This is a genomic window from Bacillus sp. RCC_6_1 (genome assembly GCF_041360755.1).
Taxonomy (GTDB): domain Bacteria; phylum Bacillota; class Bacilli; order Bacillales; family Bacillaceae_G; genus Bacillus_A; species Bacillus_A cereus.
Genome location: NZ_JBFUPV010000002.1, coordinates 63,846 through 88,251 on the forward strand (window position 1 = coordinate 63,846; position 24,406 = coordinate 88,251).

Consider the following 24,406-nt stretch of genomic DNA (forward strand, 5'->3'; position numbering starts at 1 on the left):
ATAACGACAAAATCATCTGATGATATGATATACTAAGTATATTAAGAAAACGCTTCCATAAAGGGTGAATATGATGAAGAAGAAACAGTACACAAGTGTAACATTTATAAAAGCATTACTTTTAACAATTGTTCTTGGCCTGTTGGCTTACGTAATTGATGTACCTGCGATTCGTATTTCATTAATTGGAATGACTTTAGTGTTAGGAGCAATTTCGCACGGTATGATGTCGCAGCTAAAAGAAGCTGGACTTGATGATATGAGAGATCATATAGATAAAAAGTGAGAAACCTTCATTATATAGAGTGAAGGTTTTTTTGTTTCTTACAAAAATGTAAGGTAGTTGTAAGGCAAATCGATAGTTGCATAAGAGCATTTTGGATAAACTATGGGTGTAAGGTAAAAGGCAAGCATATTTTAGGTAAATTAAGTTTTAGGCACTCTATATGTGAAAAAGGAGTAGGAGGGCATGGAGAAACGTTGGACGACCTTTTCTTTTTTAGCGACTAGTAACACCGTAATGCTAGATGGAAAAATGGATTTTTTGCACTTGTTTGATCGTGAAAATGATCATTCTTCTTCTAAATTTACAATGAAATGGAATAAATGGAGCGAGAGTTGTAAGATTGAAGAAGAGGCCCCTAACGAAGAGCAAAAGATTATTTTAACAAACCCTATTAAAGCGTGGGTTGTTCAACGTCGTAAGTGTAACGTCAAAAATCACTTCAAGAAAACTGAGCCGAGACAATTAGTTATCGCTCCGGCCCGTTCTACTTCTAAATCACGCGAAAGTAACATGTAAATAATTGAGACACACACCCGAAAAAACATCGTACATATTGCGATGTTTTTTTCTTTTTCTACAATGAAATCTTTAAATGAAATATATTTCATCTGCATCTTATATTTATATCTCTTGCTTATTCTAGTAATACATCCGATGCGAGTAGATGTGAATAAAATATAAGGAGAGAGTGAAAATGAAAAAGAAACTATTACCAATTTGTGCAATGGCACTTTTAACAGTAGGATATTCTTCAGTAGCGAGTGCGGATACTGGAACAGTAACAAAGGAAGAAGAAGCGCAGGTACAACAGGATAAAGCTAAAAAAGAAGAAGCAATTAAGGAACAGCAAAAAAGTGAAGTAGAGAAAAAGCAAGCGGCACAAGTACAAGAAAAAAATGATATGGCTAAAAAAGAGGAAGCAATAAAAGCTGAGAAAAAAAGTGAAGAAGAGAAAAAGAGAATAGCGCAAGAACAGTTAAAAAACGATATGGCCAAAAAAGAAGCAGCGATAAAAGCCGAGCAAAAGAATGAAGTAGCTAAAAAAGAAGTAGCAAAGCCAGTTGTACAAGGTGAAAAATTACCAAATACAGCATCAAATAATGTAGCAATGATGGGATTAAGTGCATGTCTTGTAGCGGTAGGTACATTATTTGGTTTGAATCGTCGCAATAAGATTAAAGCGTAAATAAAATATTTTCCTATAAAGAATGGGATAATTTCATATATTAAAAATGGTAGGTTACTCCTACCATTTTTGGCATGGAGGAATGAAGAATGAAGTTACTCAATTATATCGGTATCATATTGATGGCTATAGGGCTATTCATGGGATCCTATTATGCTGTGGAATGGTATAAAGGAAGAAGCTCTGCCGGGCAATTAACGGCAGAAGAAATAAAGAGCCTTAAAAATATACAAGGTACTCAACTTTCTCATGAAACACCTGTAACTTCTCAAGTGCCTTCTTCTCAAACAGAACATAAAGAAGGAGAAAAGGTAGCGATGTTAAACATACCGAAAATAAAGAAGAAGTTTTCTATATATTGGGGAGCAGATGATACGACTTTGAAAAAAGGAGTGGGTATGTTCGTTAGTGATTTAACGACAACTCCATCTGGAGGGGGACATACTGTACTGAGTGGACATCGAGATACTGTATTTACAGATTTAGAAGAGTTGAAAGAAAAGGATACCCTTGTTTTAGAGTATGATAATAAAACGTACACATATGAAATTCAAAAGACATGGATTACTCATGCGGATGATCGTACTGTTATTATAAAAAAAGAAGAACCGATATTAACACTGACAACTTGTTACCCATTTGATTATATAGGGGATGCACCAGATAGATATATTATTGAGGCGAAGTTAACTGGCAGTTATTCAAAGTGAAATTATAGTTTCTGAAAGCGAGAGGGGGATATATAAGTTATGTCAAAAAACATTTTAATTGTTGAAGATGAAGACATATTACGTGAAATATTAAAAGATTATTTTTTAAGTGAACAATATGTAGTGTTTGAAGCGAGGGACGGGAAAGAGGCTTTAGTTGTATTTGAAGAAGAAGAGGTTGATTTAGTTATTTTAGATATCATGTTGCCAGAACTCGATGGATGGTCTGTTTGCCGAAGGATTAGGAAGACGTCCGAGGTGCCTATTATTATGCTGACGGCGCGTGTAGATGAAGACGATACGTTACTTGGTTTTGAACTTGGAGCAGATGACTATGTGACGAAGCCGTATAGTCCTCCAATTTTATTAGCAAGAGCGAAACGATTATTAGAAAGTAGAAAAGCATCGAAGAAACCTTTAGAGAACGAAGATGATACGTTATCGATTCATGGCATCCATGTCCATTTTCCGTCGCGTACTGTTACTGTTGATGAGGCAGATGTTAGTTTAACGCATACGGAGTTTGAAATATTGGTGTATTTCATGAAAAATCAAGGAATCGTTTTAACGCGAGAGCAACTCATTTCAAGAATTTGGGGATATGAATTTGCTGGCGATGATCGAACGGTGAATAGCCATATTCGTAATTTAAGAAATAAATTAGGAGAGAAAGCAAAGTATATTACAACTGTAGTACGAACTGGTTATAAATTTGAGGGGAATGTATGAAGAAAGGAATTGTACTAAAATTATTTACTCTTACAACAGCATTATGTATGTTGATTTTAGCGACGATATTTATTGGACAAACGATATTTTTTAAACAATATTATGCGAATCGAAAAGTGGAAGATATTAAAGTGAATTTAAATTCTTTTGAGAAGAATTATTTAAATTATGCAGGAAATGCAGAAGAAATTCAGAAACTAGAGCAAGACTTTTTAAGAGAAAATAATACGTGGATTACGACATTAGATAAGAACGGGAATTTAAAACATGCAGATGATTTTTATTTTGAAGTAACGATAGATCGTAGGCAACAAAAGAGCTTTGGACAACAAATATTTAAAATTCCCTTAGGTAATCTCGTCAATATAGAGGAAATTGATAATAAATTATCAGAGCAGTTTTTAGGGCAAGAAATTTATTTTTCTGGAGTGAGAAAAGAAGATAGTTTTATTCCATTCTCTTTTTCTTTATCTAAGCAGAATTTAAGTGGATCTAATAAACCGTTAGAAAAAGCATTTAATGAGAAAATGAGCAAATTAAATGAGGAGAAAAAGAGAGCAGTTGAGGAACAACTTGTTAAGGAAAAGAAACCAGCTGTTCAGGAGCAAGCTGCTCAAGAATTAAATGTTTACATAGGAGGACGTGTTACAAAAGTACAGTTACCAGATGTAAAAGGTCCTGTGAATCCAATTTATAAAAATGGCATCTTCTTAGATAGCATAAAAGAATTTCAAACTAATTTATTATTAAAAGAGAGCAAGCCCATACAATATACAACACAAACAATGGACTATGAAAAAAATGATATTAAATATAAATTATTAATCAAGCCAATAGAAAAAGACGGATCAGTAACATATATTTATGCGATGGCTTCTTTACAGCCCGTAGATGAAGCTGTACAAATGGTGCAAGATTACTATATCTATATCATTGCATTTGTAGTTGTTCTTATTTTTTTAGCTTCGTTCTATTACTCAAAACAAATTGCCAAACCGTTATTAAAAATAAATGATACGACGAAGAAAATAGCACAATTAGATTTTACAGAAAAAATACCGATTACTTCAAAAGATGAAATTGGAGATTTATCGAAAAATATTAATGTGCTATCAAATAAACTCCATTCCCATATTGGACAGTTAGAAGAAGATATTGAAAAGGAAAGAAAGTTAGAAAATACACGGAAAGAATTCATTTCTGGTGTTTCGCATGAATTAAAAACACCGCTAAGTATTATGAAAAGTTGTATTTCCATTTTAAAAGACGGGGTAGCTGAGCATAAAAAAGAGTATTATTTTCAAGCGATGGAGAGAGAAGTAGACAAAATGGATACTTTAATTTTGGATATGCTTGAGTTAGCTAAATTTGAATCTGGTACATATAAAATGAAAAAGTCTTCGTTTTATATTGATACAGTAATTGAAGATATATGTGAACATCTATCTGTGGAAATAGAGAAAAAAGAACTTCATGTTCATAAAAATATATGTTCATTTGAAGTGATTGCAAATCAAGGCCGGATTGAACAAGTCATCGTTAACTTCATTACGAATGCCATACGTTATACACCAAATAAAGAAGATATTATTATTTCTACAATAGATGAGAAGGATCGTATAAAAGTGTGCATTGAAAATAAAGGTACTCACATTGAAGAAGAACAATTAGATAAAATTTGGGATCGTTTTTATCGCGTGGATACAGCTCGTCAGCGTTCACAAGGTGGGACGGGACTTGGGCTTGCTATTTCTAAAAATATTTTAGAATTACACAATGCTGAATATGGAGTGAAAAATACAGAAGACAGTGTATTATTTTACTTTTACTTACCGAAAAAAGCGTAGATAATGCATGCTACGCTTTTTTTAATTTATTTTCATATTATCTTTACCTAATCTTTATTTTTAAGCGATATAATCTGGTTAGAAAATGAGGTTATGTAAGGAGTCGATGAACCGTGCATAGCAATTGGCTAAGTATAATGGTATTTATTTTCTTTTGCGCATTTATTGTATTTTTAATTAATATTACGATATGAAAAAAGAGCGCTCATTAAGCGCCCTTTTTTTGTGTATTCATTTGATAAGCACTGATGCTTTTGAATAAGCGTGGGGAAGTGAGGAATAAAAATATAAGTAAAACTGTACATAAAATAAAAGAACCAAGCATTGTACTTCCATTTACGATTAATGAATATAACACAGCTGATTGACCTTTCGGCGCATATTGTCCCCAGAAAATAATACCGGCAATAAAGTGACAGAAATAGCGAGCAAAGCTACCGACAAATGTAGCAAGGATAATGTAAACAAGGATTTTCTTACCATGGTTTTGTTTTGCTGAAGGTTTTTCATTGCGACTACCTAAACTTGAATGTTCTTCACTATTTTCATTAGACGTTAAAAGTGCTTTTTGAATTGGACGATAGAATAAGCCAGCAAATCCGATAAAAGCAAAGGCAATGAAGTACTCAATGAATGCTTGAACAGGTGTTAAAATATAAGCATCCCCCACGACTATTTGTAATAGTCCCCAAACTAAACCACCTAAGAAAGCTGATTTAAAGCCCCAGCGGTAAGCAATAATAAAAATAGGAATCATAGCGAATGAGATAGAACCGCCTGTTGGAAGTTTAAGTGATAATGGTAAAATATCGATAATCATGGCAAAGGCTGCAAGAATAGCAGATTCGATCATCGCTTGTAAATTAGTGTTACGCATGTTGTCTCCCCCTAAATCCAAGTTGTACAAAAAAGAATAGATATCATAGGAGGATACGAAATACGTAAATAAAAATGAGGTATGTATTTCGGACGTTTGCACAATCCCTGCGTTAGCATTAACTAACAGGTTCGAAGGGTCGGAACGAAGTGTTCCCTCTCAGCGGCATGGCTCCCCCAGTGATAACGAGATTCTTTATTTGCTATTGTTTATTGTAAGCGAAATGGATGAGAATGGCAAACGAATACAGTATGACAATAATTGAAATAGAATTGTAGCGAAATGTTAATAAATATGAAGCAAAAGGGTATAGTACAAGAGAAATTGGGTGTGGTATAATTTTTTTGAAAATAATTATCATTCTCTTCTGAGGGGGAAGGTTATGAGTTTAGTAGATATTAAAATTGGAGAGAAAGTGTTAGTAAAAAGTATTCAGTCTTTAGATCAGCTATTAAAGCGTAGACTAGCTGCTTTCGGTCTTGCTGAAGGAAGCGAACTTCGCCTGAAACAGAAAGCGATGTTTAAAGGTCCTTGTACATTGGAGTGTCGTGGACAGTTAATTAGTATTCGTCATTGTGACGCGAAAATGATAAAGGTGGAATTAGCGTGAATAAGGTAGCTTTGCTAGGGAATCCGAATACAGGGAAGACATCATTATTTAATGCACTTACTGGTTCTTATGAGTATGTAGGAAACTGGAGCGGTGTAACAGTAGAAAAGAAGGTTGGTAAATTAAAAGATAGACAAGGAACATTAATTGATTTACCAGGTGTTTATGATTTAAATCCAGTTTCACGTGATGAAGGTGTTGTAACAAACTTTCTATTAACAGAAGAATTTAATCATATGTTAAATATCGTAGATTCCTCGCAGTTTGAAAGAAATATGCATTTAACGTTGCAGTTACTTGAATTTGGTAAGCCAGTCTCAATTGGTTTAAACATGGTTGATGTGGCGAAGCAAAGAGGAATTGTCATTGATGTAAAACGATTATCAGAACTATTAGGTGTAACAGTCGTTCCTGTTGTTGCAAGGAGTGGAAAAGGCTGTGAAGAACTGCTTACGACTCTTAAAGAAAATGACAAAAAAGAGAAAAAGCCATTCCTTATTTCATATGGTGTACAAATGGATGAAGGAATTGGAGAAGTAATTGCTCTTTTAGAGACAGTGAATTACGAGCATCCGAGATGGTTAGCACTTCAATTTTTAAGCAATAACGAAGTAGTAGAAAAAGAAATGAAAGCATTACCAATTTATAAGGAACTCATAGCCATTCGATCTCGCTTAGAAGGAAAACTTGATTGTACGTTAGAAGAGCACATTTACAAAACTCGTGAAGCGTATATTGAAAAGTTAAAAACAAATGTTATGAAGCATGAGAAAGAAGGAAAAATTCCTTTTTCAGAAAAAATTGATAGATTAATTACACATAAAATTTTAGGACTTCCAATCTTTTTAGCAGTTATGTTTTTTATTTTTCAGGTTACGTTTACGTGGATTGGTACACCTTTATCTGATATGTTAGATGAGTTTTTTGGTGGCCAGCTTACGGATTGGGTGACGGCTGGACTTACAAGTATTGGAGCTTCTCATTTTATTCAAGCACTCGTTACAGAAGGTATTATTGCCGGTGTTGGTGCTGTATTAGTATTCGTACCACAAATCTTTGCACTATTCTTTTTCATTTCATTATTAGAAGACTCGGGGTATATGGCGCGAATTGCAGTTGTTATGGATAGAATTATGGAGTTTTTCGGCTTAAACGGAAAAGCTTTTATTCCGATGATTATCGGTTTTGGATGTAACGTTCCAGGTATTATGGCTGCGAGAACGATTGAACAGGAGAAAGAACGTTTACTTACCATTTTAGTAACACCATTTATGTCTTGTTCAGCACGATTACCTGTATATGCATTATTTGCGGGCGTATTCTTCCCGCATAGTCAGGCGACTGTTGTATTTTCTTTATATGTTGCAGGGATTGTTCTTGCGTTATTAGTTACAAAAATTATGTCTCTTACGATTTTGAAAGCGGAAAAGTCTATTTTCGTAATTGAATTACCGCCTTACCGTGTGCCACAAGCGAAAACATTATGGCTGAGCACGTGGGAGAAAGGAAAAGGATTTGTTCGTAAAGCTGGTACATTCATCTTTGGTGGTTCGGTTGTCATTTGGTTATTAAACTATGCAGGTCCATCAGGATTTGGTGTTGATATGGGAGACAGTTACTTAGCGATGATTGGTGGATTTATCGCACCACTATTTGCACCGCTCGGCTTCGGAACGTGGCAAGCTGCAGCATCCCTTTTAACAGGATTTTTAGCGAAGGAAGTTGTCGTTTCAACAATGGCAATTATTTATGCAGTTAAAGAAGATGTGCTTGGAAACGTAATGGGAGCACATTATACAGCATTATCAGCTTATGCATTTATGTTCTTTATTTTATTATACGTTCCATGTTTAGCGACGGTGGCTGTTATTAAACGTGAAACAGGATCAGTGAAATGGACGATTTTCTCAGTCGTTTACCCGCTTGTTGTTGCTTATGTATTAACGCTTATTATATACCAAGTTGGATCTTTACTAGGATTCTAAAAGGAGATGTATAATGATGGTCAATATTATAATTGGAGCTATCATTTTTGGTTATGCAGCATACACGTTAGTTAATTTTGTAAAGAGAAGTAAAAAAGGAAAATGCGCAGCATGTTCTTTAAATAAGTCATGTCAGTCGAAAACTTGTAGTCCAGATATGGAACAAGTTGCTCATAATAAATAGAAAAAAGCTTTGCGAATGTCGCAAAGCTTTTTTGTTTTACTTTTTAATTTTTACAAGTTGAGAAGCTTCGACGCCGTTGTAACCAGGGAATTCTTTACTTGGGTCTTTATCAAATTTTAATACACCTACAGATTTTTCATCACCTTTTACATTGTTGTAAGTTGCGTCATCGACAATCGCATACATATCTGTATATGCACGGCCACTTCCGATAATTGTGTTGCCTTCATATTTTAATTTCGCTCCATCAAGTGTAGCATTTTCTACTTTTTCTTTTGCAAATAATACACCTTGTTCTGTTGTTACAGCTGGTAATTTATCAAGTGGTTTCGTGTTGTCTTTTTCATCAACTTTGCTAAGTAACTCTTTTTTCACTAGTTCCTCACCAGTTTTCTTATCCATTACAAGAACTTTTTTACCATCTAATGTTGTCATTTTCATTTTATAGAAGTCTTTTTCTTTCACTTCTTTTTTGTTTTTATCTGTAATTTGCTGAACTTGTTCTTCTGAGCCGTACAGTACAAAACCGTTCGCTTTCTCTCCTAATAAAGAACAACCTGATAATGCTCCAAGTGAAATTGCTGCTGCTAATCCGATTCCTACTAATTTTTTCATGATGATTTCTCCTTTTATATGTTTTATATTAAATACAATTTTTGTATTATTGCTTACAAGTGAAGAAGCTTGTTTGTTGCTTCTGGTATTAGTGTATAAGAAATATTAGAATGCAACTATCGAGTTAGCTTACAGTAACATTACACTTATGTAATTTAGTGAAATTGCATAAAAGTAAGTTAATTTCAAAAAGGGATAATGAGAATATATTAGAAATACAATATTGTATATAGAATGTCATATTATAATGGATGTATTTTGGAAATAACATGTAAGGACATATTAGTTTTGTTATAATAAACACATAGGCTGTAAAAATGAATATTCTTTACTGTAAAGGGAGATTTTTCAGTTTTCCAAGTAGTGAATTTGAAATATGAGGTATATCATAGGAGGAATTTAGATGTCTGTATTCAAACGATTAAGAGATTTAACAATGTCGAATGTATATTCATTAATTGAAAAAGCGGAAGATCCAGTTAAGATGACTGATCAATATTTACGCGATATGCAAGCGGATGTACAAGAAGCTGAGAAAAGTGTAGCAGCTCAAATCGCGCTTGAGAAGAAATTCAAAATATTATTTGAAGAGCAAGAAGCACTTGTGAAAAAACGTGAAGAGCAGGCTCATATGGCTGTTCAAGCTAATAACCTAGATCTTGCGCGTCGTGCATTAGAAGAAAAACAAAATGCAGAGCAAAAGATGAATGAGTATAAAGCAAGCTATGAGCAAAATAAAGCTGCTGCTGATAACCTGCGCCTAAAGCTAGAAGAAATGCGTAAGCAATTAAATGAGCTGAAAAATAAACGTGAAACACTTGTAGCACGTGTAAATGCGGCGAAAGCACAAAAGAATATTAATCAGGCGATGTCTGGATTTGATTCAAACTCAGCAAAAGCTGGTTTAAGCCGTATGGAAGAGAAAGCTCTTCAATTAGAGGCTGAAGCAGAAGCAAGCGGTGAAGTTTATAAGAAAGAAAAATCATTAGATGATGAATTCGCAAGCTTAAACAAAAATTCTGCTGTTGACGATGAATTAGCTCGTATTATGAAGCAGTATGAGAAATAATATAGAATAAAGACAAATGAACCGACATGTCTAAATATATTCATGTCGGTTTTCTATTATATTTAGAGGAGGTTTTGCAATGACATGGATGAATGTAGTTGCCATGCTTGTATGGACTGGAGCGAGTGCAGTACTTTTATTTGCAATTATGTGGATTGATTCAATTTTTACAAAATACAATGATTTAAAAGAAATTAAAAATGGAAATACAGCTGTAACAACTCGTTTTATTATGAAATTATTTGCACAAGGGTACATTTTATCCCAATCAATTACGAAAGCAAATGACTTATGGCAGGCACTTCTTGCTTCAGCAGTTTCTTTCGTTATTTTATTAGTGGTAGAAATGTTTATCGAATTTGTATTAAAGAAAATGTCTGGTCTTGATTTAGAAGAAGGTACGAAAGAAGGTAGCGTTGCACATGCGATGTTAGCCGGATCATTACATATTGTTGGTGCACTAATTTTAGGTGCTTGTTTATAAAGAGAAAAGGAGGGGTAGATCATGAGTTTATTTAAACGAATTAAAAATATAATGAAAAGCCCAGAGCCACCGAAGCCGGAAAAGAGTCTTTTAACGTTAGCTCCTGGCGATATGATTGAAGTGTCATTAGTTATGTATGAATTAATTGGGAAAACGAGTATGCATTCGCGTAAGGAAATTGTTTTGACATTGCAAGATGGAAAAGACATTCGTTATTTAAAAATTGAAGATCGTGAAAATACGTATTACAAATTATATACACCAATTGATGGTCGCTTAGATTCAATTGATGAAATTCCGACGACAATTGAAATGGATGATACCGAGTACCATATGGAAGAACAATATAACGGACGTGTTGTTGTTATGGGAAAAACTCCATTCTCAGCTTCAGAAGAACAGTACGTATGGGAATTCCAATCAGACAATCGAAAATTATTGCGTATTGAATGGCAAAATGGTCGCACAATGATGTATGAGGGAGAAGCAATCATTCCTGCTGATGTACAAATTATAAGAGCAACGTAAGGGGGCGTAATCATGTCAAACCGATTGTTTACCATGATTAAATCGTTTGTAATCCCTATACTTGCTATCGTTATATTACTTGTTGTTGCTGGTTATGCCTTATCAGGTTGTCAAGGCGGGCAGACAAAGTCGATTCAAGACCGTTATCCACTTGAATCTGTTGCCAAGGAAGGTAAACAAGAATCTTACGTGTATAGGGCCGCCAATCGGTCAGTTCCTGAAGTAGCGAAGGAACTCATTAACGAAAGAGAACCGAAGCAAGCATCTAAAGAAGACGAAAATCAAATGTTCCTCGTTTATTCTGATAAGATTTATAACCTGCAAAAGGATAAAGAGAAACCATCTGATACGTTAATTGAAATAAGTAATAAAGAATTTGTCCGTCAAAATTACCAACCGTCCTTCTTGCAAGGATATATTATGGGTAGCATATTAAACGATATATTCGGTTCAAAAAGATCATCATCCGGTGATTACCGAGGATATAATGACAGACAAAATCATCAACCAGTTATTCCAGAAAGACCACCTACGAAAGAAGAAAAGAAAACCCCACCTCCAATTACGAAGGAAGGGAAAGGATCTATCATTAAGCGAGGCGATAATGTAGATTCGAAACCATCAGTAGGTGATAAGGGAAGTATTACTGAAAAAGGAAGTAATACGACGCCCCCACCTTCTACTGGAAGCAAGGGGAAAATTACGAAAACACCAGGCGGTTCAAGCGGATCAGATGTGAAGCCAAAATCATCTATTAAAACGCCGCCAAGGAATACATCTCCTCCGAAAACGAGGGTCGGTGGTTCAGGAAAGATTACGAAGAGAAGATAGTGTAGAGACCGAAAAGTGTAAATTGCTTTTTGGTCTTTTTTTGTTATGGGAATTAATCCCTTTCAGTTGGTACGATTTAGGCATAAGGGGGCGAGTAAAAATATATCAGCGATTATTAGAATATATCGACCGTAATTTAAAATATATCAGCGATTATTGGAATATATCGACCACAACTCAAAATATATCAGCGATTATTGAAATATATCGACTTACCGACAAAAACTGACAACGATAGCAACTTAATAATAAAAAGAGGGTGTGCCAAAATTTTGGCACACCCTCTTTTATATAACGATTAATGAATATCACGTTTCTTGAAATTACCGCCTTTTACTTCTGCTACGTCATAAACTGTAATAAAGGCGTGTGGATCGATTTCATTAATAAGTTCTTTCATTTTACTTTCTTCTAAACGGTTAATTACACATGAAATTTCTTTGAATTTCTCTCTTGAATAACCACCGTATACTTCGTTATATGTTGCACTTCGGCCTAAACGATCGCGAATTGTTTCTACCATTAATTCAGGCTCTTTTGTAATAATTTTAAATGCTTTTGAACCACTTAAACCAACTTCAACGATATGAATCACTTTCGAAGCGATAAAGTAAGCAATTGCCGAAAGGATAGCTCCTTGAAGACCGAATACCGTTGATACGAAAATAAATACGAACATGTTTAAGAATAAAATAAGGTCACTCGTTCCAAATGGTAACTTACGAGAAAGCAATACAGCAAGCATATCGATTCCATCTAATGCCCCACCGTTACGTAATGCTAGTCCCATACCAAAACCGATGATAATACCACCAACAACTGTAACTAATAATGTATCGCCTTCAATAATAGCTGGTATTCCGTGCATGACAACGGTACCTACTGCTAATGAAGCAATTCCGATAATAGAATAAATCGCAAAGCTTTTACCGATTTGCTTATACCCTAACCAAACGAAAGGAATGTTAATAACTGCGATTAGAGCTCCTAATGGCAATCCAAATAATCTTGAACTAACGATACTTAAACCAGTCACACCACCGTCTGATACGTTATTTGGAATTAATACTGCTTCTAATCCGTACGCTGTGATAAATGCCCCAATAATAATCATCAAAGCTTTTGAAGCAATTTTTAGCTTATTGGGCTTGTTTTTGATAATTTTCTCCATATAATTTCCTCGTTTCAAACTAGTTTCTTATTTGTTACGTAATTCACACCTAAATTTTATTTTAACATTTAATTTGAAAAAATTCTCCTTTAATGGATGTATGCAGGGAATATTATCACCATATTATCTTTAAAATATTTTTGAAATCAGTATAAGAAATCCCATCCTTTCAAAGGATGGGATGCTATTAAGAAAATATAAAACTAAGTACTGATACGAATAAAGCGAAACCTAAAATAGTTCCACATATTTTCATATGGCGCTTACGTCCCATTACGACAATCGCAACATATTCGCGAATCATTGCGTTAGGCCAGTAATAAAATGCAGTTTTTGACCCGATTCCTTGGCTATTAAGACCAGCTTGTCTAGCGTATATGCCAGCGCGGAAAAGGTGGAAATTATTTGTGGTAAAAATACTTTTATATTTACCTTCAGGTTTTAAAGAATCCATAATTTCTTTAGAGAACAACATATTTTGATATGTGTTTACAGAGCGATTTTCTTGCACCGTATGTTCAAGAGGAATTCCTTTTTCAACAGCATAATTTTGCATTGCTTCTGCCTCTGGAAGACCTTCATCTGGACCTTGACCACCAGAGAAAATAATTGTTGGTGGTGTATTTACAGCTGCTTGTTTCCAATAGAAGTCGATAGCTTTATTAATGCGGCTTGCAAGTAATGGTGGTACTTTATCATTAATTAAGCCGCTACCAAGAACGATAATGAAATCTTGATTACGTCTTGGTCTGTTGAATTGGTATAAAAAATATGCGCTTAAGAAGTTAGATAAGTGTATAAAGAAATAGAAGCTTATAAGAGAAATAGCTGCAAAAATAGGCTCTAAATGCGATGAGACCAAACTTGCTGGGTTTATAATAGGGAGTAACATAAAGAATAACATCCCTAAAGCAGCAAGGAGTGTTAAACAGTTAGTGAACCGTCTTCCTTCTCGCTTCATTAAAATTCTAGCATTAAGAAATAGCCCAAACATTAAAGCAACAATACCGAAAGGAAGCATAATAAGAAGTGCTAAAATAGGTAAAATTATAATATAGCGTAGGACATCACTACTTGAATTTACAGATATAATCACACAAAAAAGAAGGAAAAAACAGACAAAGGAATTAAATAAAAAGCCGTTTATTATTTTTCGCGGATCTTTTAAATATGAGATAAGAAAAATAATAAATAATATAAGAGGAATAATTCCGAAATACATCATAAATATAGTACACCTCAATTTGTATAAGAATTTGACATACCTTTTATATTACATGATTTTATAAGTGAAAATGAAAGAAAAAGGATTTTGAATTTTCTCAATAAAATATATGGATACATATGTTACAATATATTCAAAGCGATATATTAAAAGTAAAATGGTTGAAAAGGCACTCAATAGAGTGCTTTTTCTTTTTGTATGCAATTGTGCATATTATATTTTTTTTCAAATGAAGAGGATTACAATATAATTTGTAGACAGACTTTATAAAGCAGAATTTAATACAAACATTTCCCTCTACTTTTTGTATCTAACAATCGTATAACAATAAATAATTCTGTTTTATAGTGTCTGTTTTTGAAAGGTGTCTTTTTTGAAGGCACCTTTTTTTATTAGTATAGATAGTTTTCACTGTTAGCATAGTGTAAACTATCTATACTAAACATTAGCAATCTTCCGTATAAATATTATCAATTTACTATATATTCCAGTGGTGTTAACCTACATATGAAAGGCTTTCTTTTTCAAAATATTACCCCTAATAAAATTTTGAAGAAGTCAACTGTCTCCAAACTTGTCTTTATGCTTAAAGAAAAAGCACTCAAATTGAGTGCTTTTTCTTATTGAAACATGCTATTTTTCTAGGCGATTTTCATAAAATAAAAGTAAAGAAATGAAAGTGGGTGACAAAATGCCGGCAGTTGTGGAAGGTGTTATTATTGAAAACTGCAATGGAACAATTAATGTAGGGGATAAATATAACGTACAGCCGATTGAAAAGACGAAAGCTTATAATGGATCGGGATCATCAAATACAGGAATGAAAGTACAAACGTTTAGCGGGATTAGTACGGCGGATGTAAGGGATAATGATGCGTATGATCAAGTTATTCAATCAACGTTATAATTTTAAAATGCAAAATTGCATAAAGTAACATGTTTGTTGTATGTTACACTCTAGCTGTGAGCTGTTAATGATTCTTCTGTATTATAGTTGTTAGATTAGAAATATAACATCTTATCGAAAATCATACGTACAAAAAAAGACACTTCAAACGAAGTGTCTTTTTTTACTTTAGTGATACCCTTTAGCAGAGTCTTTATGAATTTTATTTTTAAAAATACTGTAGCTCCAAAGCTGATATCCAATAACGATTGGTACCATAACCATTGCAACGAAGAACATAATTTTTAAGTTTAATTGACTACCAGCTGCGTTATATAACGTTGTACTGTATGCATCGTTAATACGAGATGGTAACATTCTTGGGAACATACCTGCAAAGCCAGTTGTCATAAACATTGCGATTGTTAGGCAAACGAATGTGAATGCAAGGCCAATTTTATGTTTGTACACCATAATAAGTGCGAGTACACTCATTAGCATTGCAAGTACTGGAAGAATGAATAGTACCGGATATTCCGTAAAGTTTTGGAATAAGTTTGTCCGATTAGCAGTTGCTACATAGAAGATAGCTAAAATAATAGCAGCTGCCATTGAAAATGGTCTTGCGATTTTATAAGCACGATCAGATACTTCACCAGTCGTTTTAATCATGACCCAAAGGGCACCGGATACGACAAATATAGCAGTGAAGAAAAGACCACCTAATATACCGTAATGGTTTAGTAAGCTAAGTAAATTTCCTTCATAGCCATTTTTTCCGATTTGTAGTCCGTAATAAAGATTAGCGAATGTAACACCGAATAAGAAGGCGATTAGGAAACTGCCAATTGCAAATGCCCATTTACAAGTTTTTTGCCAAATTGGTGAATCATCTTTATGCATGAATTCCAGTCCAGCGGCACGAGCAAATAGTGCAAGTAATACTAAGAATAACGGTGTATATAAATAACTAAACATATTAGCATATGTGACTGGGAAGGCAGCAAATGTTGCGCCACCAGCTGTAATTAACCATACTTCATTACCGCCCCAGAACGGGCCAATTGCTTCTTGTAATTGATTTCGTTCTTGTCGATCTTTCGTAACGAAAGGAAAAATCATTCCGTTACCAAGTGCATACCCGTCAAGAATGAAGTAAACTGTCCAAATCACGCCCCATAAACCGAACCAGATGATTGCAAGCATATCATGAGACATGAGCTACACCTCCCTCAGTAGCAGGTTCTTCTAATGCGGCAGGTCCTTTTTTCGCGAACTTCAGCATTAAGTATACGTCTGCGATTAAAAGTAAAGTGTAGAATAAAATTAAACTAATTAATGAGAACCAAATTTGCGGGACAGATATAGGTGATACAGATTCTGCTGTACGCATTAGTTTATATACTGTCCATGGTTGACGACCTACTTCAGCGACAATCCATCCTGCGTTAATTGCGATATAAGGAAGTAAGACAGACCATATTGTAATTTTCAAATAACGTTTTGAGTTTTCTAGTTTTCCTTTTCGGTTTAAATAGAAGCCATACCAAGTTAATGCCATAAAGAACATGCCGAGTGCAACCATTAAGCGGAAGCTATAATACACGAGGTTAACATTTGGACGTTCATCTTTCGGAATATCTTTTAAACCAACAATTTCGCCATTAAATGAATTTGTGTAGAAGAAGCTTCCGAGTTTTGGAATCGTAAGGAATTCAAAGTTCTTCTCATTTTTTACATCAGGAATTTGAACAATTGAGAAGCCTTGTCCTTTTCCAGTTTCCCAAACTGCTTCCATTGCAGCACCTTTTGCGGGTTGATATTTAGCCGCTGATACACCAGATTGATGTCCCATAAACGGTGTAATTGTTGCGGCGAATAAGCCTAACATTAAACCAAACTTAAATGATTTTTTGAAGAATTCTACTTCATTTTTACGTAATAAGTGATAGGCACTAATTGCCATAACGAAGAAAGCACCTACGATATAACAACCAACTACAGTATGGAAGAACATGTTCCAAGCGTATGGATTCGTAACGAGTGCCCAGAAATCATTTAATTCAGCGCGGCCGTTACGCACGACGTATCCAACAGGGTTTTGCATAAAGCCGTTTGCTGTAATAATCCAAAGGGCGGAAATGTTTGTTCCAAGTGCAACCATCCACATACAGAAGGCACGGAACTTTGGTGAAATTTTGTCTTTACCGAATAACCATATTCCCATGAAAGTAGATTCTAAGAAGAAGGCAACGAGTGCTTCGATTGCGAGAGGTGATCCGAAAATGTCTCCCATATATTTGGAGTACTCAGACCAGTTTGTTCCAAATTGGAATTCCATCGTAATCCCGGTTATAATCCCCATTACGAAGTTAATTGTAAATAATTTACCCCAGAAATTTGCCATTTTACGGTATGTTGGATTCAATGTGCGGGCGTATTGAGTTTCCATACATGCTACTAAAATGACAAGTCCGATTGTCAAAGGTACAAATAAAAAGTGATAAAAAATAGTAATTGCAAATTGAAAACGACTCAGTAACAGAACGTCGGACATAATAAATATTCACTCCTTTTTTACATTATCTACAATCAGTTTATAGTGAAAATACGTTTAAAGTATGTGAAACTTGTTACAAAGATGTGTGTATATTTTGAAAGAATTATGTCGATTATCTGAAAATATCTTATTTTTACTATAAAGCGATATCCTTTTTGAGTTTTTCATATTTTGGTACACTATTTATGTAGTGTAAACGAGAGAAAAGAGGGTCCTTTACTATGAAGTCATTAGAAGAGATTTTGCAGTACAATGAGAAATTTGTTGAAGAGAAAAAATATGAAGAGTTTGTAGCGGGGAAATTTCCAAACAAAAAGATGGTAATTATTTCTTGTATGGATACACGACTTGTCGAACTATTACCAAAAGCGATGAATATGCGTAACGGTGATGTGAAAATTATTAAAGTAGCAGGCGCTGTTATTTCACATCCATTTGGAAGTATTATGCGTAGTATTTTAGTCGCTGTATACGAACTTGGCGCTGATGAAGTATGTGTAGTTGGTCACCATGATTGTGGTATGGCAAAAATTCAAGCAAGCAGTACGATTGAGAGAATGAAAGAACGCGGTATAACAGAAGAGAAATTAGATATGCTTCGTTATTCTGGAATCGATTTAGAACAATTCTTGCGCGGTTTCTCTAGTGTGGAAGAAAGTGTAGAACATAGCGTATCAGTACTTCGCAACCACCCATTACTTCCGGAAGAAGTACCTGTTCACGGTCTTGTTATAGATCCTGATACAGGAAAATTAGATTTAGTTGTGAATGGTTACGACAATTAAGAATTTACTTTGTCATCCTTTTTATCTGGGACAGGATCAAATCCTCCCGGGTGGAAAGGGTGACATTTTAATATACGCTTACAAGTAAGCCAAAAGCCTTTGAGTGCACCATGTTTTTGAAACGCCTCTAATCCGTAATGAGAACAAGTTGGATAAAAACGACATGTTGGTGGCGTCATCGGAGAAATGAACTTTTGATAAAAGCGTATAATCCCAATAAAAATCTGTTTCATAACGGTCTCCTTTTCAGCATATTCTTAAAGTATTATAGCACGACTGTACATAATACTTTACTAATGTGCATTTCCGTTATATCATATTGGATATAACGGAATTAAATTAAAAGCGGGAGAGATGTTGTATGCCATCAGTAGAAAGCTTTGAATTAGATCATACGATTGTAAAGGCACCTTATGTAAGACATTGCGGAGTTCACAATGTAGGTAGTGACGGTATTGTAAATAAATTCGATATTCGTTTCTGCCAACCGAATAAACAAGCAATGAAACCAGATGTTATTCATACGTTAGAGCATTTATTAGCATTTAATTTACGTAAATATATTGATCGTTATCCGCACTTTGATATTATCGATATTTCACCGATGGGCTGCCAAACAGGATATTATCTTGTAGTGAGCGGAACGCCGACAGTTCGAGAAATCATTGATTTATTAGAACTAACATTAAAAGATGCGGTTCAAATTACAGAAATTCCGGCTGCAAATGAAACGCAATGTGGTCAAGCGAAGCTTCACGACTTAGAAGGAGCACAACGCTTAATGAACTTCTGGTTAAGCCAAGATAAAGATGAACTTGAGAAAGTTTTTGGATAAAAAGAAAAACTGCCTGTGAAAGGGCAGTTTTTTTATTGTGCTAAGAGCGACCATACTCTTCTTTTGTATGAAAATATATTAGATACTCCAACATATAAAATAAAGGCAGAACAGAGAAAATAAACAAATGCTTTCGCTTTTTGCTGCTTCTTTATTTCATCGATTCCAAAAAGGATACACATAATACTTAAAAGGATAGACACGTAAGGTAAAAGAATAGTGAAGTTTGCAAAGAAGCTAAATAGGGCGAGAGAAAGAGCGATAGTGGCGATTATAATTTGAATGTTTTTTAACATGGAATCCCCCTTAAGTAGAAAGAAATAGTTACTGAGAGAAAATAATTATAAATGCTAAATTGGTCAAAATTTCATTCTACATATAACGAAAGTAGTTTGATATTAAAAAGAAGAATATGAGACTGGAAACGAAAAAATACGGGATACTCATTGATTTTCGTCCGGATTTCAATTCATTAATTCCTAGAAGAATAAAGAAACAACTGAGAATAAATTGTACGTATGGGAGAAGTGAAAAATTATCGGTAACATGGATATAAGTGCTTAGAATGAGTAAGAGAAGCATGAGAAATGCTAAAAAACTCCGTAATATAGTTAGAGTTAGCATTGTATAGCCTCCTTTAGACCATTTACTAGAATATTTCTGTGAAACCAATAAATAAAGCAGCGGCCCCTGCTAGTAGAGCGAGCAGACTACCTCCTGTTTGTCGTTTTAATATTTCCTCTAAACTTATGGTGAGGGCCATACCTCCTAAAAAGATGAACATATAAGGCATTATTTCTCTACTACCAGTAAAAAATCCATAGATTGCTATAGATAAGGCAATAAGTGATAAAGTAATCCGACCCCCTTTTAGCATAAAAGACCTCCTCTATTTTATGTAGGTAATAATGAGAACTATCCAAATGAAAGCACCGGCAATAATACAAATAAATCCAGTTGCTGCCTCCTTTTTCTTTATTTGTTCAAATGCGATGAGAAACATTAAAGCCCCTAATAGAAATTGTGAAAGAGGTAAAAAATTATTTTGACCTGTATATAATCCAATTGCCGACATAACGATCACAGTGAGTGCTACTATGATGCGAAGTATACGAAGCATATTAGGAATTCTCCTTATTCTTTTTTGTATAAGGATTGTCTTCTAGTTTATCGACGGAATGTTTATAAGCATAGCCTTTATTAATTGTCATGATGGAGAGTACGAGGATGATTAGGACGATGATAATACCGATAATTAATATTTTGAACATAAAATCCCTCCTTTTCTTTATTTTACATAATTTTGTAATTGATGAAAACAATAGAAAATAAAAGGATGAAAGAAGGGTGTTACATGGAGACGAAAAAAACATATTATATATCAATAGGAAATGGTCAAATTTCACAAGTGAAGACGGCGGATACGTATAATTTTGAGATTTCCGCAAATGATGAGGAAATTACGGAATTAAGAGAGCACTTTGATCAAGCATATGTAGAAGATTTAGGGTCATTTGTACGCTCCCACGTTCCATTTGTTGAGTATCATCACGATTCAAATAATGACCGATATGATGAACAACTACAAAAAGCATATAAAATGATTTACGATTTAGGAAATCATGAGACGAAAGAATTAGTCGCGCAAATGGGAATAATCAATGGATTGTAATTGGATAATATTATGCAGAAAAGCGAGAATATGCTACAATTTGTGGTAGGAAAAACTTGTAACCATCAATAGGGGAGTAATGGCATGTACAAATTTAAAGATTATTACCACAACACTGTACAATTATCGTTTGAACGTTATCCATTTTCTCCTGAGCCAAAGCATGTTTGGGTTGTATGCCGGTACGGGGATCAATGGTTATTAACGCATCATTTACGTCGCGGTCTTGAATTTCCAGGTGGTAAAGTAGAACTAGGGGAAACACCGGAAGAAGCGGCAGTTCGAGAGGTTCATGAAGAAACCGGCGGCATAGTTTCTGATTTAACTTACTTAGGACAATACAAAGTATCTGGAAAAGACAAAATAATCATTAAAAACATTTATTTTGCAACAATTAGTGCGGTAGAAGAACATACGCATTACGAAGAAACGAAAGGGTCTGTTTTATTAAAAGACATTCCTGACAACATTAAAACGAATAGAAAATTTAGCTTTATAATGCGCGATGACGTATTAGCGCGTACGATGAAACATATAGAAGAAATCGGCTGTTTTACGAAGTAAAGTAGCCGGTTTCTTTTTTTGTATGTAAGAATAAATGTAAATATATCTTTACATTTTTTGGGTATATTATACAATTTTGTAAAGATATATTTACATTTTAGGAGGGGGAAGATGGATAAAAGAAAAGAAACGACTGTTACTGTTTCGATGGTTAAATTAAACTTTTCTTTATTTTTTATAATAATTGCTTTGTCGTTTGGAATTGGTTATTTGCATATATTTCTTTCAGGTGGGGTTCAAGTTGAAGTTACATTATTAACGATGTTTCTTTTTATTATCGCAATGATTGTTCTCGTTTGTATTCATGAGGCGATACATTTAATTGGCTTTCGCTATATCGGAGGTGTTCCGTGGAGTGAACTAAAATGGGGCGTTAATTGGAAATTAGGTGTTGCATATGCTCATTCTAAACAGGCGGTTACAGTAAAGCAAATGAAGAAAGTGTTAATGCTTCCGTTTTTACCAACTGGAATTTTTCCAATTGTATTGGGATTAGCTATGAATCTGGAGCCACTCTCATTTTTAGGAATTCTACTAACAGGAGGTTGTATCGGTGACATTGCCGTATATCAAAAAGTTTCAAAGTTTCCAGATGATGCGCTAGTAAAAGATCATCCGAGTAAACCTCAGTTTACAGTGTATGAATAATAAGAGGAGGCGTTTGTGAAAAACGCCTCCTCTTATTATTGTTACTTTTGGTTGGTGAATTGATATATTGTGAAAATCGCTGATATAATTTATTTGTTATTATTGTGTTGATACCTCCACCTCTAAAAACGAAAGCACCTCCAACAAATCATCTACGATACGTGAATGCTTAAAATTCCCCCAAAACGAATCTTTTTTCCAAACACCAAGAATCCCTACTTGTTCAGAACCAAGCACATCGTTTTCTGGATGATCTCCAACATAAAGACATTCTTCTGCCTTCACATCTAGTCTTTGCAAAGCACGTTCGAAAATTTCAGGATGAGGTTTTTTAATTCCTTCAGCTTCTGAAACGAGAATGGTGTTTGTATACGTATGTATATGTAGTGCTCGAAGGTTGCTCATCTGAAATTCAGTAAAACCATTTGTAATAATACCAATTTTAATGTTTCGCTGTTTTAACTGTTGAAGTAGTTCATGCGTGTTTTTGAAAGGAATACAATGATGTTGGAAGTTTGTAATATAGTCGTGTAGTAGTTGTTCTTGCGTTAAAGTAGTAATGTTGTATTCGGAAAGGAGAGTAGCATATACTTTATCCTTCCACGTATAGCCATTATTATCGAGTTCAAGAAATCGAGAACAATACTTTGATTTCTCTATGCTCTTCAAATGTGAGGCGAAGCGATTATATTGCTCACAAATAAATTGTTCTAAAGATTGGCGCCGATCTAATAGTGTTCCATCTAAGTCGAATAAGATTGCACGAATCATGGGAAGCCTCCTTGCAGTTTTTATAATTAATTATCGCATATTCGTAAAAAAATGATTATGATATTTTGTAGAATGGAATAATGGGGGATTGTATGAAGAAACTGTATGGCAAGTTAGTGTGTTGTATTATAGCAAGCAGTTTAGTTGCAGGATGCGAGAGTGCTATCGAGGTTACGAATGAAAAAGAAATTTGTAAAACAGAAGAAGAGTGCACGCAAATAGGAGATAAAACATTACAAAAAGTATATAAAAAGATAGAGGGACTTTCAGAACTTGAAAAAGTAGAGGATTATGATATAGAAGAGTATGAAAGTATGAATATGAAAGAGGCGGAACAGAAAAAAGAAGAGGATGACAATTACTTCTTTTTAGCTTCTTATTATATCGATGATGATGAAATTGTAGATCCTTATTTTGAGAAATTGGATCGTAAGAGATTGAATAAAGTTTTTGCAGATGACAAAGTAGCAAAAGATGATTTGTTAAGCCAGCGGCAAGATAGAGAGTATCATGAAACGTTATGGGACATGTATCGCACTCTCATTCCAGTGAAATATCGTGAGAATATAACAGGGTTGGATTTAATAACGGATGGTTATGACGGCGTTGTTGCCCATGTCATGCCAAGTATGGATGACCCGAGAGATTGGTTGCTTAGTTTAGACGTGCTCGATTCTGGGGTGAATATAGATGAAGTGATGAAAACATTAATTCATGAAACGGCTCACGTATTAACGATTGGGCATAAACAAGTACCAGTGGATAGGAAATATTTAGAGGCGTTTGATGAAGAGAAAGACATTTCATCATATCGAAATAAATGTAACACGGTGTTCTTGAAAAATGGATGTGCGAGAAAAACTTCGTATATTAACCAATTTTATAATGAATTTTGGAAACCAATTGAGCAAGAGTGGACAGAAAAGAAAGTAGAAGAAAGTGAAGAGGCACAAATTGAATTTTATAAAGAAAAGCATGATGATTTTGTATCGCTGTATGGAACAACAAATGTAACGGAGGATATCGCAGATACATTTACAGCGTTCATTTTACAAGATTCAAAAAAGGTGAAAGAAGGAACAGAGTTAAAATATAAAAAAATTGCTTTCTTCTATCAGTTCCCTGAGCTTGTAAAAATGAGAGCGGAAGTGCTGTCGGGATTATATGATGTTTCAAAAACGATAGAACAACAAAGTGGAGACTAATGTGAGGTATGCTTTCGATATAGTTGCGTTAAAGAAAAGCGTGAAGAATTTTTAATTCTTTGCGTTTTTTTATGTTGATAAAATTGAAAATTCTGTATTTTTCTTAAAAAGAAGAAGGAACTTGCGGTATAAAATAGAATTAG

The 24,406-nt window shown here is 34.4% G+C and carries 32 protein-coding genes and 1 riboswitch; of the genes, 20 read left to right on the forward strand and 12 right to left on the reverse strand.

What is annotated here, in order from left to right; all coding sequences use genetic code 11:
* The first annotated feature begins 70 nt into the window (after window positions 1-70).
* The 6 genes from AB6801_RS06360 to AB6801_RS06385 all read left to right on the forward strand — a co-directional run bounded on the left by AB6801_RS06360 (window position 71) and on the right by AB6801_RS06385 (window position 4,758).
* On the forward strand, window positions 71-286 hold the full coding sequence (locus tag AB6801_RS06360) for a hypothetical protein (RefSeq protein ID WP_002001286.1): 216 nt from the start codon (window positions 71-73) through the stop codon (window positions 284-286).
* Window positions 287-469: 183 nt separating this feature from the next.
* Entirely contained in the window at window positions 470-802 is a 333-nt protein-coding gene (locus tag AB6801_RS06365) for a hypothetical protein (protein ID WP_000415619.1), read from the forward strand.
* 178 nt (window positions 803-980) lie between these two features.
* The gene (locus AB6801_RS06370) at window positions 981-1,472 is read left to right on the forward strand and encodes an LPXTG cell wall anchor domain-containing protein (protein WP_098218454.1); all 492 of its coding nucleotides are present in this window, start codon (window positions 981-983) and stop codon (window positions 1,470-1,472) included.
* 89 nt (window positions 1,473-1,561) lie between these two features.
* A complete protein-coding gene (locus tag AB6801_RS06375; RefSeq protein WP_098286619.1) occupies window positions 1,562-2,182 on the forward strand; it encodes a class D sortase in 621 nt (206 codons plus the stop codon).
* Between the two features lie 39 nt (window positions 2,183-2,221).
* Window positions 2,222-2,911: a response regulator transcription factor gene (locus AB6801_RS06380; RefSeq protein WP_000041848.1), complete on the forward strand. Its 690-nt coding sequence runs from the start codon at window positions 2,222-2,224 to the stop codon at window positions 2,909-2,911.
* Entirely contained in the window at window positions 2,908-4,758 is a 1,851-nt protein-coding gene (locus tag AB6801_RS06385) for a sensor histidine kinase (protein WP_370941042.1), read from the forward strand. The genes AB6801_RS06380 and AB6801_RS06385 overlap by 4 nt, the downstream gene beginning before the upstream one ends.
* Window positions 4,759-4,966: 208 nt before the next feature.
* Here AB6801_RS06385 and thiT read toward each other — a convergent pair whose 3' ends face one another.
* Window positions 4,967-5,635, reverse strand: coding sequence for an energy-coupled thiamine transporter ThiT (gene thiT / locus AB6801_RS06390; protein WP_001246585.1), 669 nt, complete (start codon window positions 5,633-5,635; stop codon window positions 4,967-4,969).
* An 86-nt stretch (window positions 5,636-5,721) separates the two neighbouring features.
* Window positions 5,722-5,823, reverse strand: a riboswitch (TPP riboswitch).
* Window positions 5,824-6,017: 194 nt separating this feature from the next.
* Between thiT and AB6801_RS06395 the strand changes: the two genes are divergently transcribed.
* The 3 genes from AB6801_RS06395 to AB6801_RS06405 are packed head-to-tail and all read left to right on the forward strand — an operon-like array spanning window position 6,018 to window position 8,414.
* Window positions 6,018-6,245 (forward strand): FeoA family protein, encoded by a 228-nt coding sequence (locus tag AB6801_RS06395; protein ID WP_000060512.1) that lies wholly within the window; start codon window positions 6,018-6,020, stop codon window positions 6,243-6,245.
* Entirely contained in the window at window positions 6,242-8,230 is a 1,989-nt protein-coding gene (gene feoB, locus AB6801_RS06400; protein WP_001044843.1) for a ferrous iron transport protein B, read from the forward strand. Before AB6801_RS06395 ends, feoB begins: the two co-directional genes overlap by 4 nt.
* Before the next feature lie 13 nt (window positions 8,231-8,243).
* Window positions 8,244-8,414 (forward strand): FeoB-associated Cys-rich membrane protein, encoded by a 171-nt coding sequence (locus tag AB6801_RS06405; RefSeq protein ID WP_000989593.1) that lies wholly within the window; start codon window positions 8,244-8,246, stop codon window positions 8,412-8,414.
* A 36-nt stretch (window positions 8,415-8,450) separates the two neighbouring features.
* On the opposite strand, the gene AB6801_RS06410 is transcribed toward AB6801_RS06405, so the two are convergent.
* A complete protein-coding gene (locus AB6801_RS06410; RefSeq protein WP_000737502.1) occupies window positions 8,451-9,029 on the reverse strand; it encodes a lipoprotein BA_5634 family protein in 579 nt (192 codons plus the stop codon).
* A gap of 403 nt (window positions 9,030-9,432) precedes the next feature.
* Between AB6801_RS06410 and AB6801_RS06415 the strand changes: the two genes are divergently transcribed.
* The 4 genes from AB6801_RS06415 to AB6801_RS06430 all read left to right on the forward strand — a co-directional run bounded on the left by AB6801_RS06415 (window position 9,433) and on the right by AB6801_RS06430 (window position 11,941).
* Window positions 9,433-10,098, forward strand: a complete 666-nt coding sequence (locus AB6801_RS06415) for a PspA/IM30 family protein (protein ID WP_000110280.1) — start codon at window positions 9,433-9,435, stop codon at window positions 10,096-10,098.
* Between the two features lie 79 nt (window positions 10,099-10,177).
* The gene (locus AB6801_RS06420; protein ID WP_097813955.1) at window positions 10,178-10,582 is read left to right on the forward strand and encodes a DUF350 domain-containing protein; all 405 of its coding nucleotides are present in this window, start codon (window positions 10,178-10,180) and stop codon (window positions 10,580-10,582) included.
* A gap of 21 nt (window positions 10,583-10,603) precedes the next feature.
* Window positions 10,604-11,110 carry a DUF4178 domain-containing protein gene (locus AB6801_RS06425; protein WP_000051746.1) on the forward strand — a complete coding sequence of 169 codons (507 nt, stop codon included), beginning with the start codon at window positions 10,604-10,606 and terminating at the stop codon, window positions 11,108-11,110.
* A 12-nt stretch (window positions 11,111-11,122) separates the two neighbouring features.
* On the forward strand, window positions 11,123-11,941 hold the full coding sequence (locus tag AB6801_RS06430) for a DUF4247 domain-containing protein (RefSeq protein ID WP_000071185.1): 819 nt from the start codon (window positions 11,123-11,125) through the stop codon (window positions 11,939-11,941).
* 298 nt (window positions 11,942-12,239) lie between these two features.
* On the opposite strand, the gene AB6801_RS06435 is transcribed toward AB6801_RS06430, so the two are convergent.
* Window positions 12,240-13,112 (reverse strand): YitT family protein, encoded by an 873-nt coding sequence (locus AB6801_RS06435; RefSeq protein ID WP_000411244.1) that lies wholly within the window; start codon window positions 13,110-13,112, stop codon window positions 12,240-12,242.
* A 187-nt stretch (window positions 13,113-13,299) separates the two neighbouring features.
* On the reverse strand, window positions 13,300-14,337 hold the full coding sequence (locus AB6801_RS06440) for a YdcF family protein (RefSeq protein WP_000990102.1): 1,038 nt from the start codon (window positions 14,335-14,337) through the stop codon (window positions 13,300-13,302).
* Window positions 14,338-15,010: 673 nt separating this feature from the next.
* On the opposite strand from AB6801_RS06440, the gene AB6801_RS06445 reads away from it, so the two are divergent.
* Window positions 15,011-15,244 (forward strand): spore germination protein, encoded by a 234-nt coding sequence (locus AB6801_RS06445; protein WP_002062565.1) that lies wholly within the window; start codon window positions 15,011-15,013, stop codon window positions 15,242-15,244.
* 168 nt (window positions 15,245-15,412) lie between these two features.
* On the opposite strand, the gene cydB is transcribed toward AB6801_RS06445, so the two are convergent.
* Together cydB and cydA are read right to left on the reverse strand one after the other, a co-directional pair.
* A complete protein-coding gene (cydB, locus tag AB6801_RS06450) occupies window positions 15,413-16,441 on the reverse strand; it encodes a cytochrome d ubiquinol oxidase subunit II (RefSeq protein WP_000017662.1) in 1,029 nt (342 codons plus the stop codon).
* Window positions 16,431-17,780, reverse strand: a complete 1,350-nt coding sequence (gene cydA / locus AB6801_RS06455; protein ID WP_001286194.1) for a cytochrome ubiquinol oxidase subunit I — start codon at window positions 17,778-17,780, stop codon at window positions 16,431-16,433. The genes cydB and cydA overlap by 11 nt, the downstream gene beginning before the upstream one ends.
* 224 nt (window positions 17,781-18,004) lie before the next feature.
* On the opposite strand from cydA, the gene AB6801_RS06460 reads away from it, so the two are divergent.
* A complete protein-coding gene (locus AB6801_RS06460) occupies window positions 18,005-18,568 on the forward strand; it encodes a beta-class carbonic anhydrase (RefSeq protein WP_000838164.1) in 564 nt (187 codons plus the stop codon).
* Here AB6801_RS06460 and yidD read toward each other — a convergent pair.
* Window positions 18,565-18,801, reverse strand: coding sequence for a membrane protein insertion efficiency factor YidD (gene yidD, locus AB6801_RS06465; RefSeq protein ID WP_000809334.1), 237 nt, complete (start codon window positions 18,799-18,801; stop codon window positions 18,565-18,567). The two genes, AB6801_RS06460 and yidD, sit on opposite strands and share 4 nt — an antisense overlap.
* A gap of 128 nt (window positions 18,802-18,929) precedes the next feature.
* Between yidD and luxS the strand changes: the two genes are divergently transcribed.
* Window positions 18,930-19,403, forward strand: coding sequence for an S-ribosylhomocysteine lyase LuxS (gene luxS / locus AB6801_RS06470; RefSeq protein WP_001141371.1), 474 nt, complete (start codon window positions 18,930-18,932; stop codon window positions 19,401-19,403).
* A 32-nt stretch (window positions 19,404-19,435) separates the two neighbouring features.
* Here luxS and AB6801_RS06475 read toward each other — a convergent pair whose 3' ends face one another.
* The 4 genes from AB6801_RS06475 to ytzI form a co-directional block, all read right to left on the reverse strand.
* Window positions 19,436-19,699 (reverse strand): YczI family protein, encoded by a 264-nt coding sequence (locus AB6801_RS06475; protein ID WP_053514591.1) that lies wholly within the window; start codon window positions 19,697-19,699, stop codon window positions 19,436-19,438.
* A 353-nt stretch (window positions 19,700-20,052) separates the two neighbouring features.
* Window positions 20,053-20,280 (reverse strand): DUF3953 domain-containing protein, encoded by a 228-nt coding sequence (locus AB6801_RS06480; RefSeq protein ID WP_000911652.1) that lies wholly within the window; start codon window positions 20,278-20,280, stop codon window positions 20,053-20,055.
* A gap of 12 nt (window positions 20,281-20,292) precedes the next feature.
* On the reverse strand, window positions 20,293-20,523 hold the full coding sequence (locus AB6801_RS06485) for a DUF3953 domain-containing protein (RefSeq protein ID WP_000944456.1): 231 nt from the start codon (window positions 20,521-20,523) through the stop codon (window positions 20,293-20,295).
* Between the two features lies 1 nt (window position 20,524).
* Window positions 20,525-20,674: a YtzI protein gene (ytzI, locus tag AB6801_RS06490; protein WP_000472791.1), complete on the reverse strand. Its 150-nt coding sequence runs from the start codon at window positions 20,672-20,674 to the stop codon at window positions 20,525-20,527.
* A gap of 83 nt (window positions 20,675-20,757) precedes the next feature.
* Between ytzI and AB6801_RS06495 the strand changes: the two genes are divergently transcribed.
* From AB6801_RS06495 to AB6801_RS06505, 3 genes are all read left to right on the forward strand, one after another.
* Window positions 20,758-21,075 carry a hypothetical protein gene (locus AB6801_RS06495; protein WP_000448409.1) on the forward strand — a complete coding sequence of 106 codons (318 nt, stop codon included), beginning with the start codon at window positions 20,758-20,760 and terminating at the stop codon, window positions 21,073-21,075.
* Between the two features lie 84 nt (window positions 21,076-21,159).
* Window positions 21,160-21,639, forward strand: coding sequence for an antimutator 8-oxo-(dGTP/GTP)ase (gene mutTA, locus AB6801_RS06500; protein WP_000276385.1), 480 nt, complete (start codon window positions 21,160-21,162; stop codon window positions 21,637-21,639).
* A gap of 111 nt (window positions 21,640-21,750) precedes the next feature.
* Window positions 21,751-22,287, forward strand: coding sequence for a DUF3267 domain-containing protein (locus AB6801_RS06505; RefSeq protein ID WP_000361286.1), 537 nt, complete (start codon window positions 21,751-21,753; stop codon window positions 22,285-22,287).
* A gap of 99 nt (window positions 22,288-22,386) precedes the next feature.
* Here AB6801_RS06505 and AB6801_RS06510 read toward each other — a convergent pair whose 3' ends face one another.
* Complete coding sequence (locus AB6801_RS06510) at window positions 22,387-23,058, reverse strand: HAD family hydrolase (RefSeq protein ID WP_000617256.1); 672 nt, start codon at window positions 23,056-23,058, stop codon at window positions 22,387-22,389.
* A 92-nt stretch (window positions 23,059-23,150) separates the two neighbouring features.
* On the opposite strand from AB6801_RS06510, the gene AB6801_RS06515 reads away from it, so the two are divergent.
* On the forward strand, window positions 23,151-24,263 hold the full coding sequence (locus tag AB6801_RS06515; protein WP_000737832.1) for a hypothetical protein: 1,113 nt from the start codon (window positions 23,151-23,153) through the stop codon (window positions 24,261-24,263).
* The last annotated feature ends 143 nt before the right edge of the window (window positions 24,264-24,406 follow it).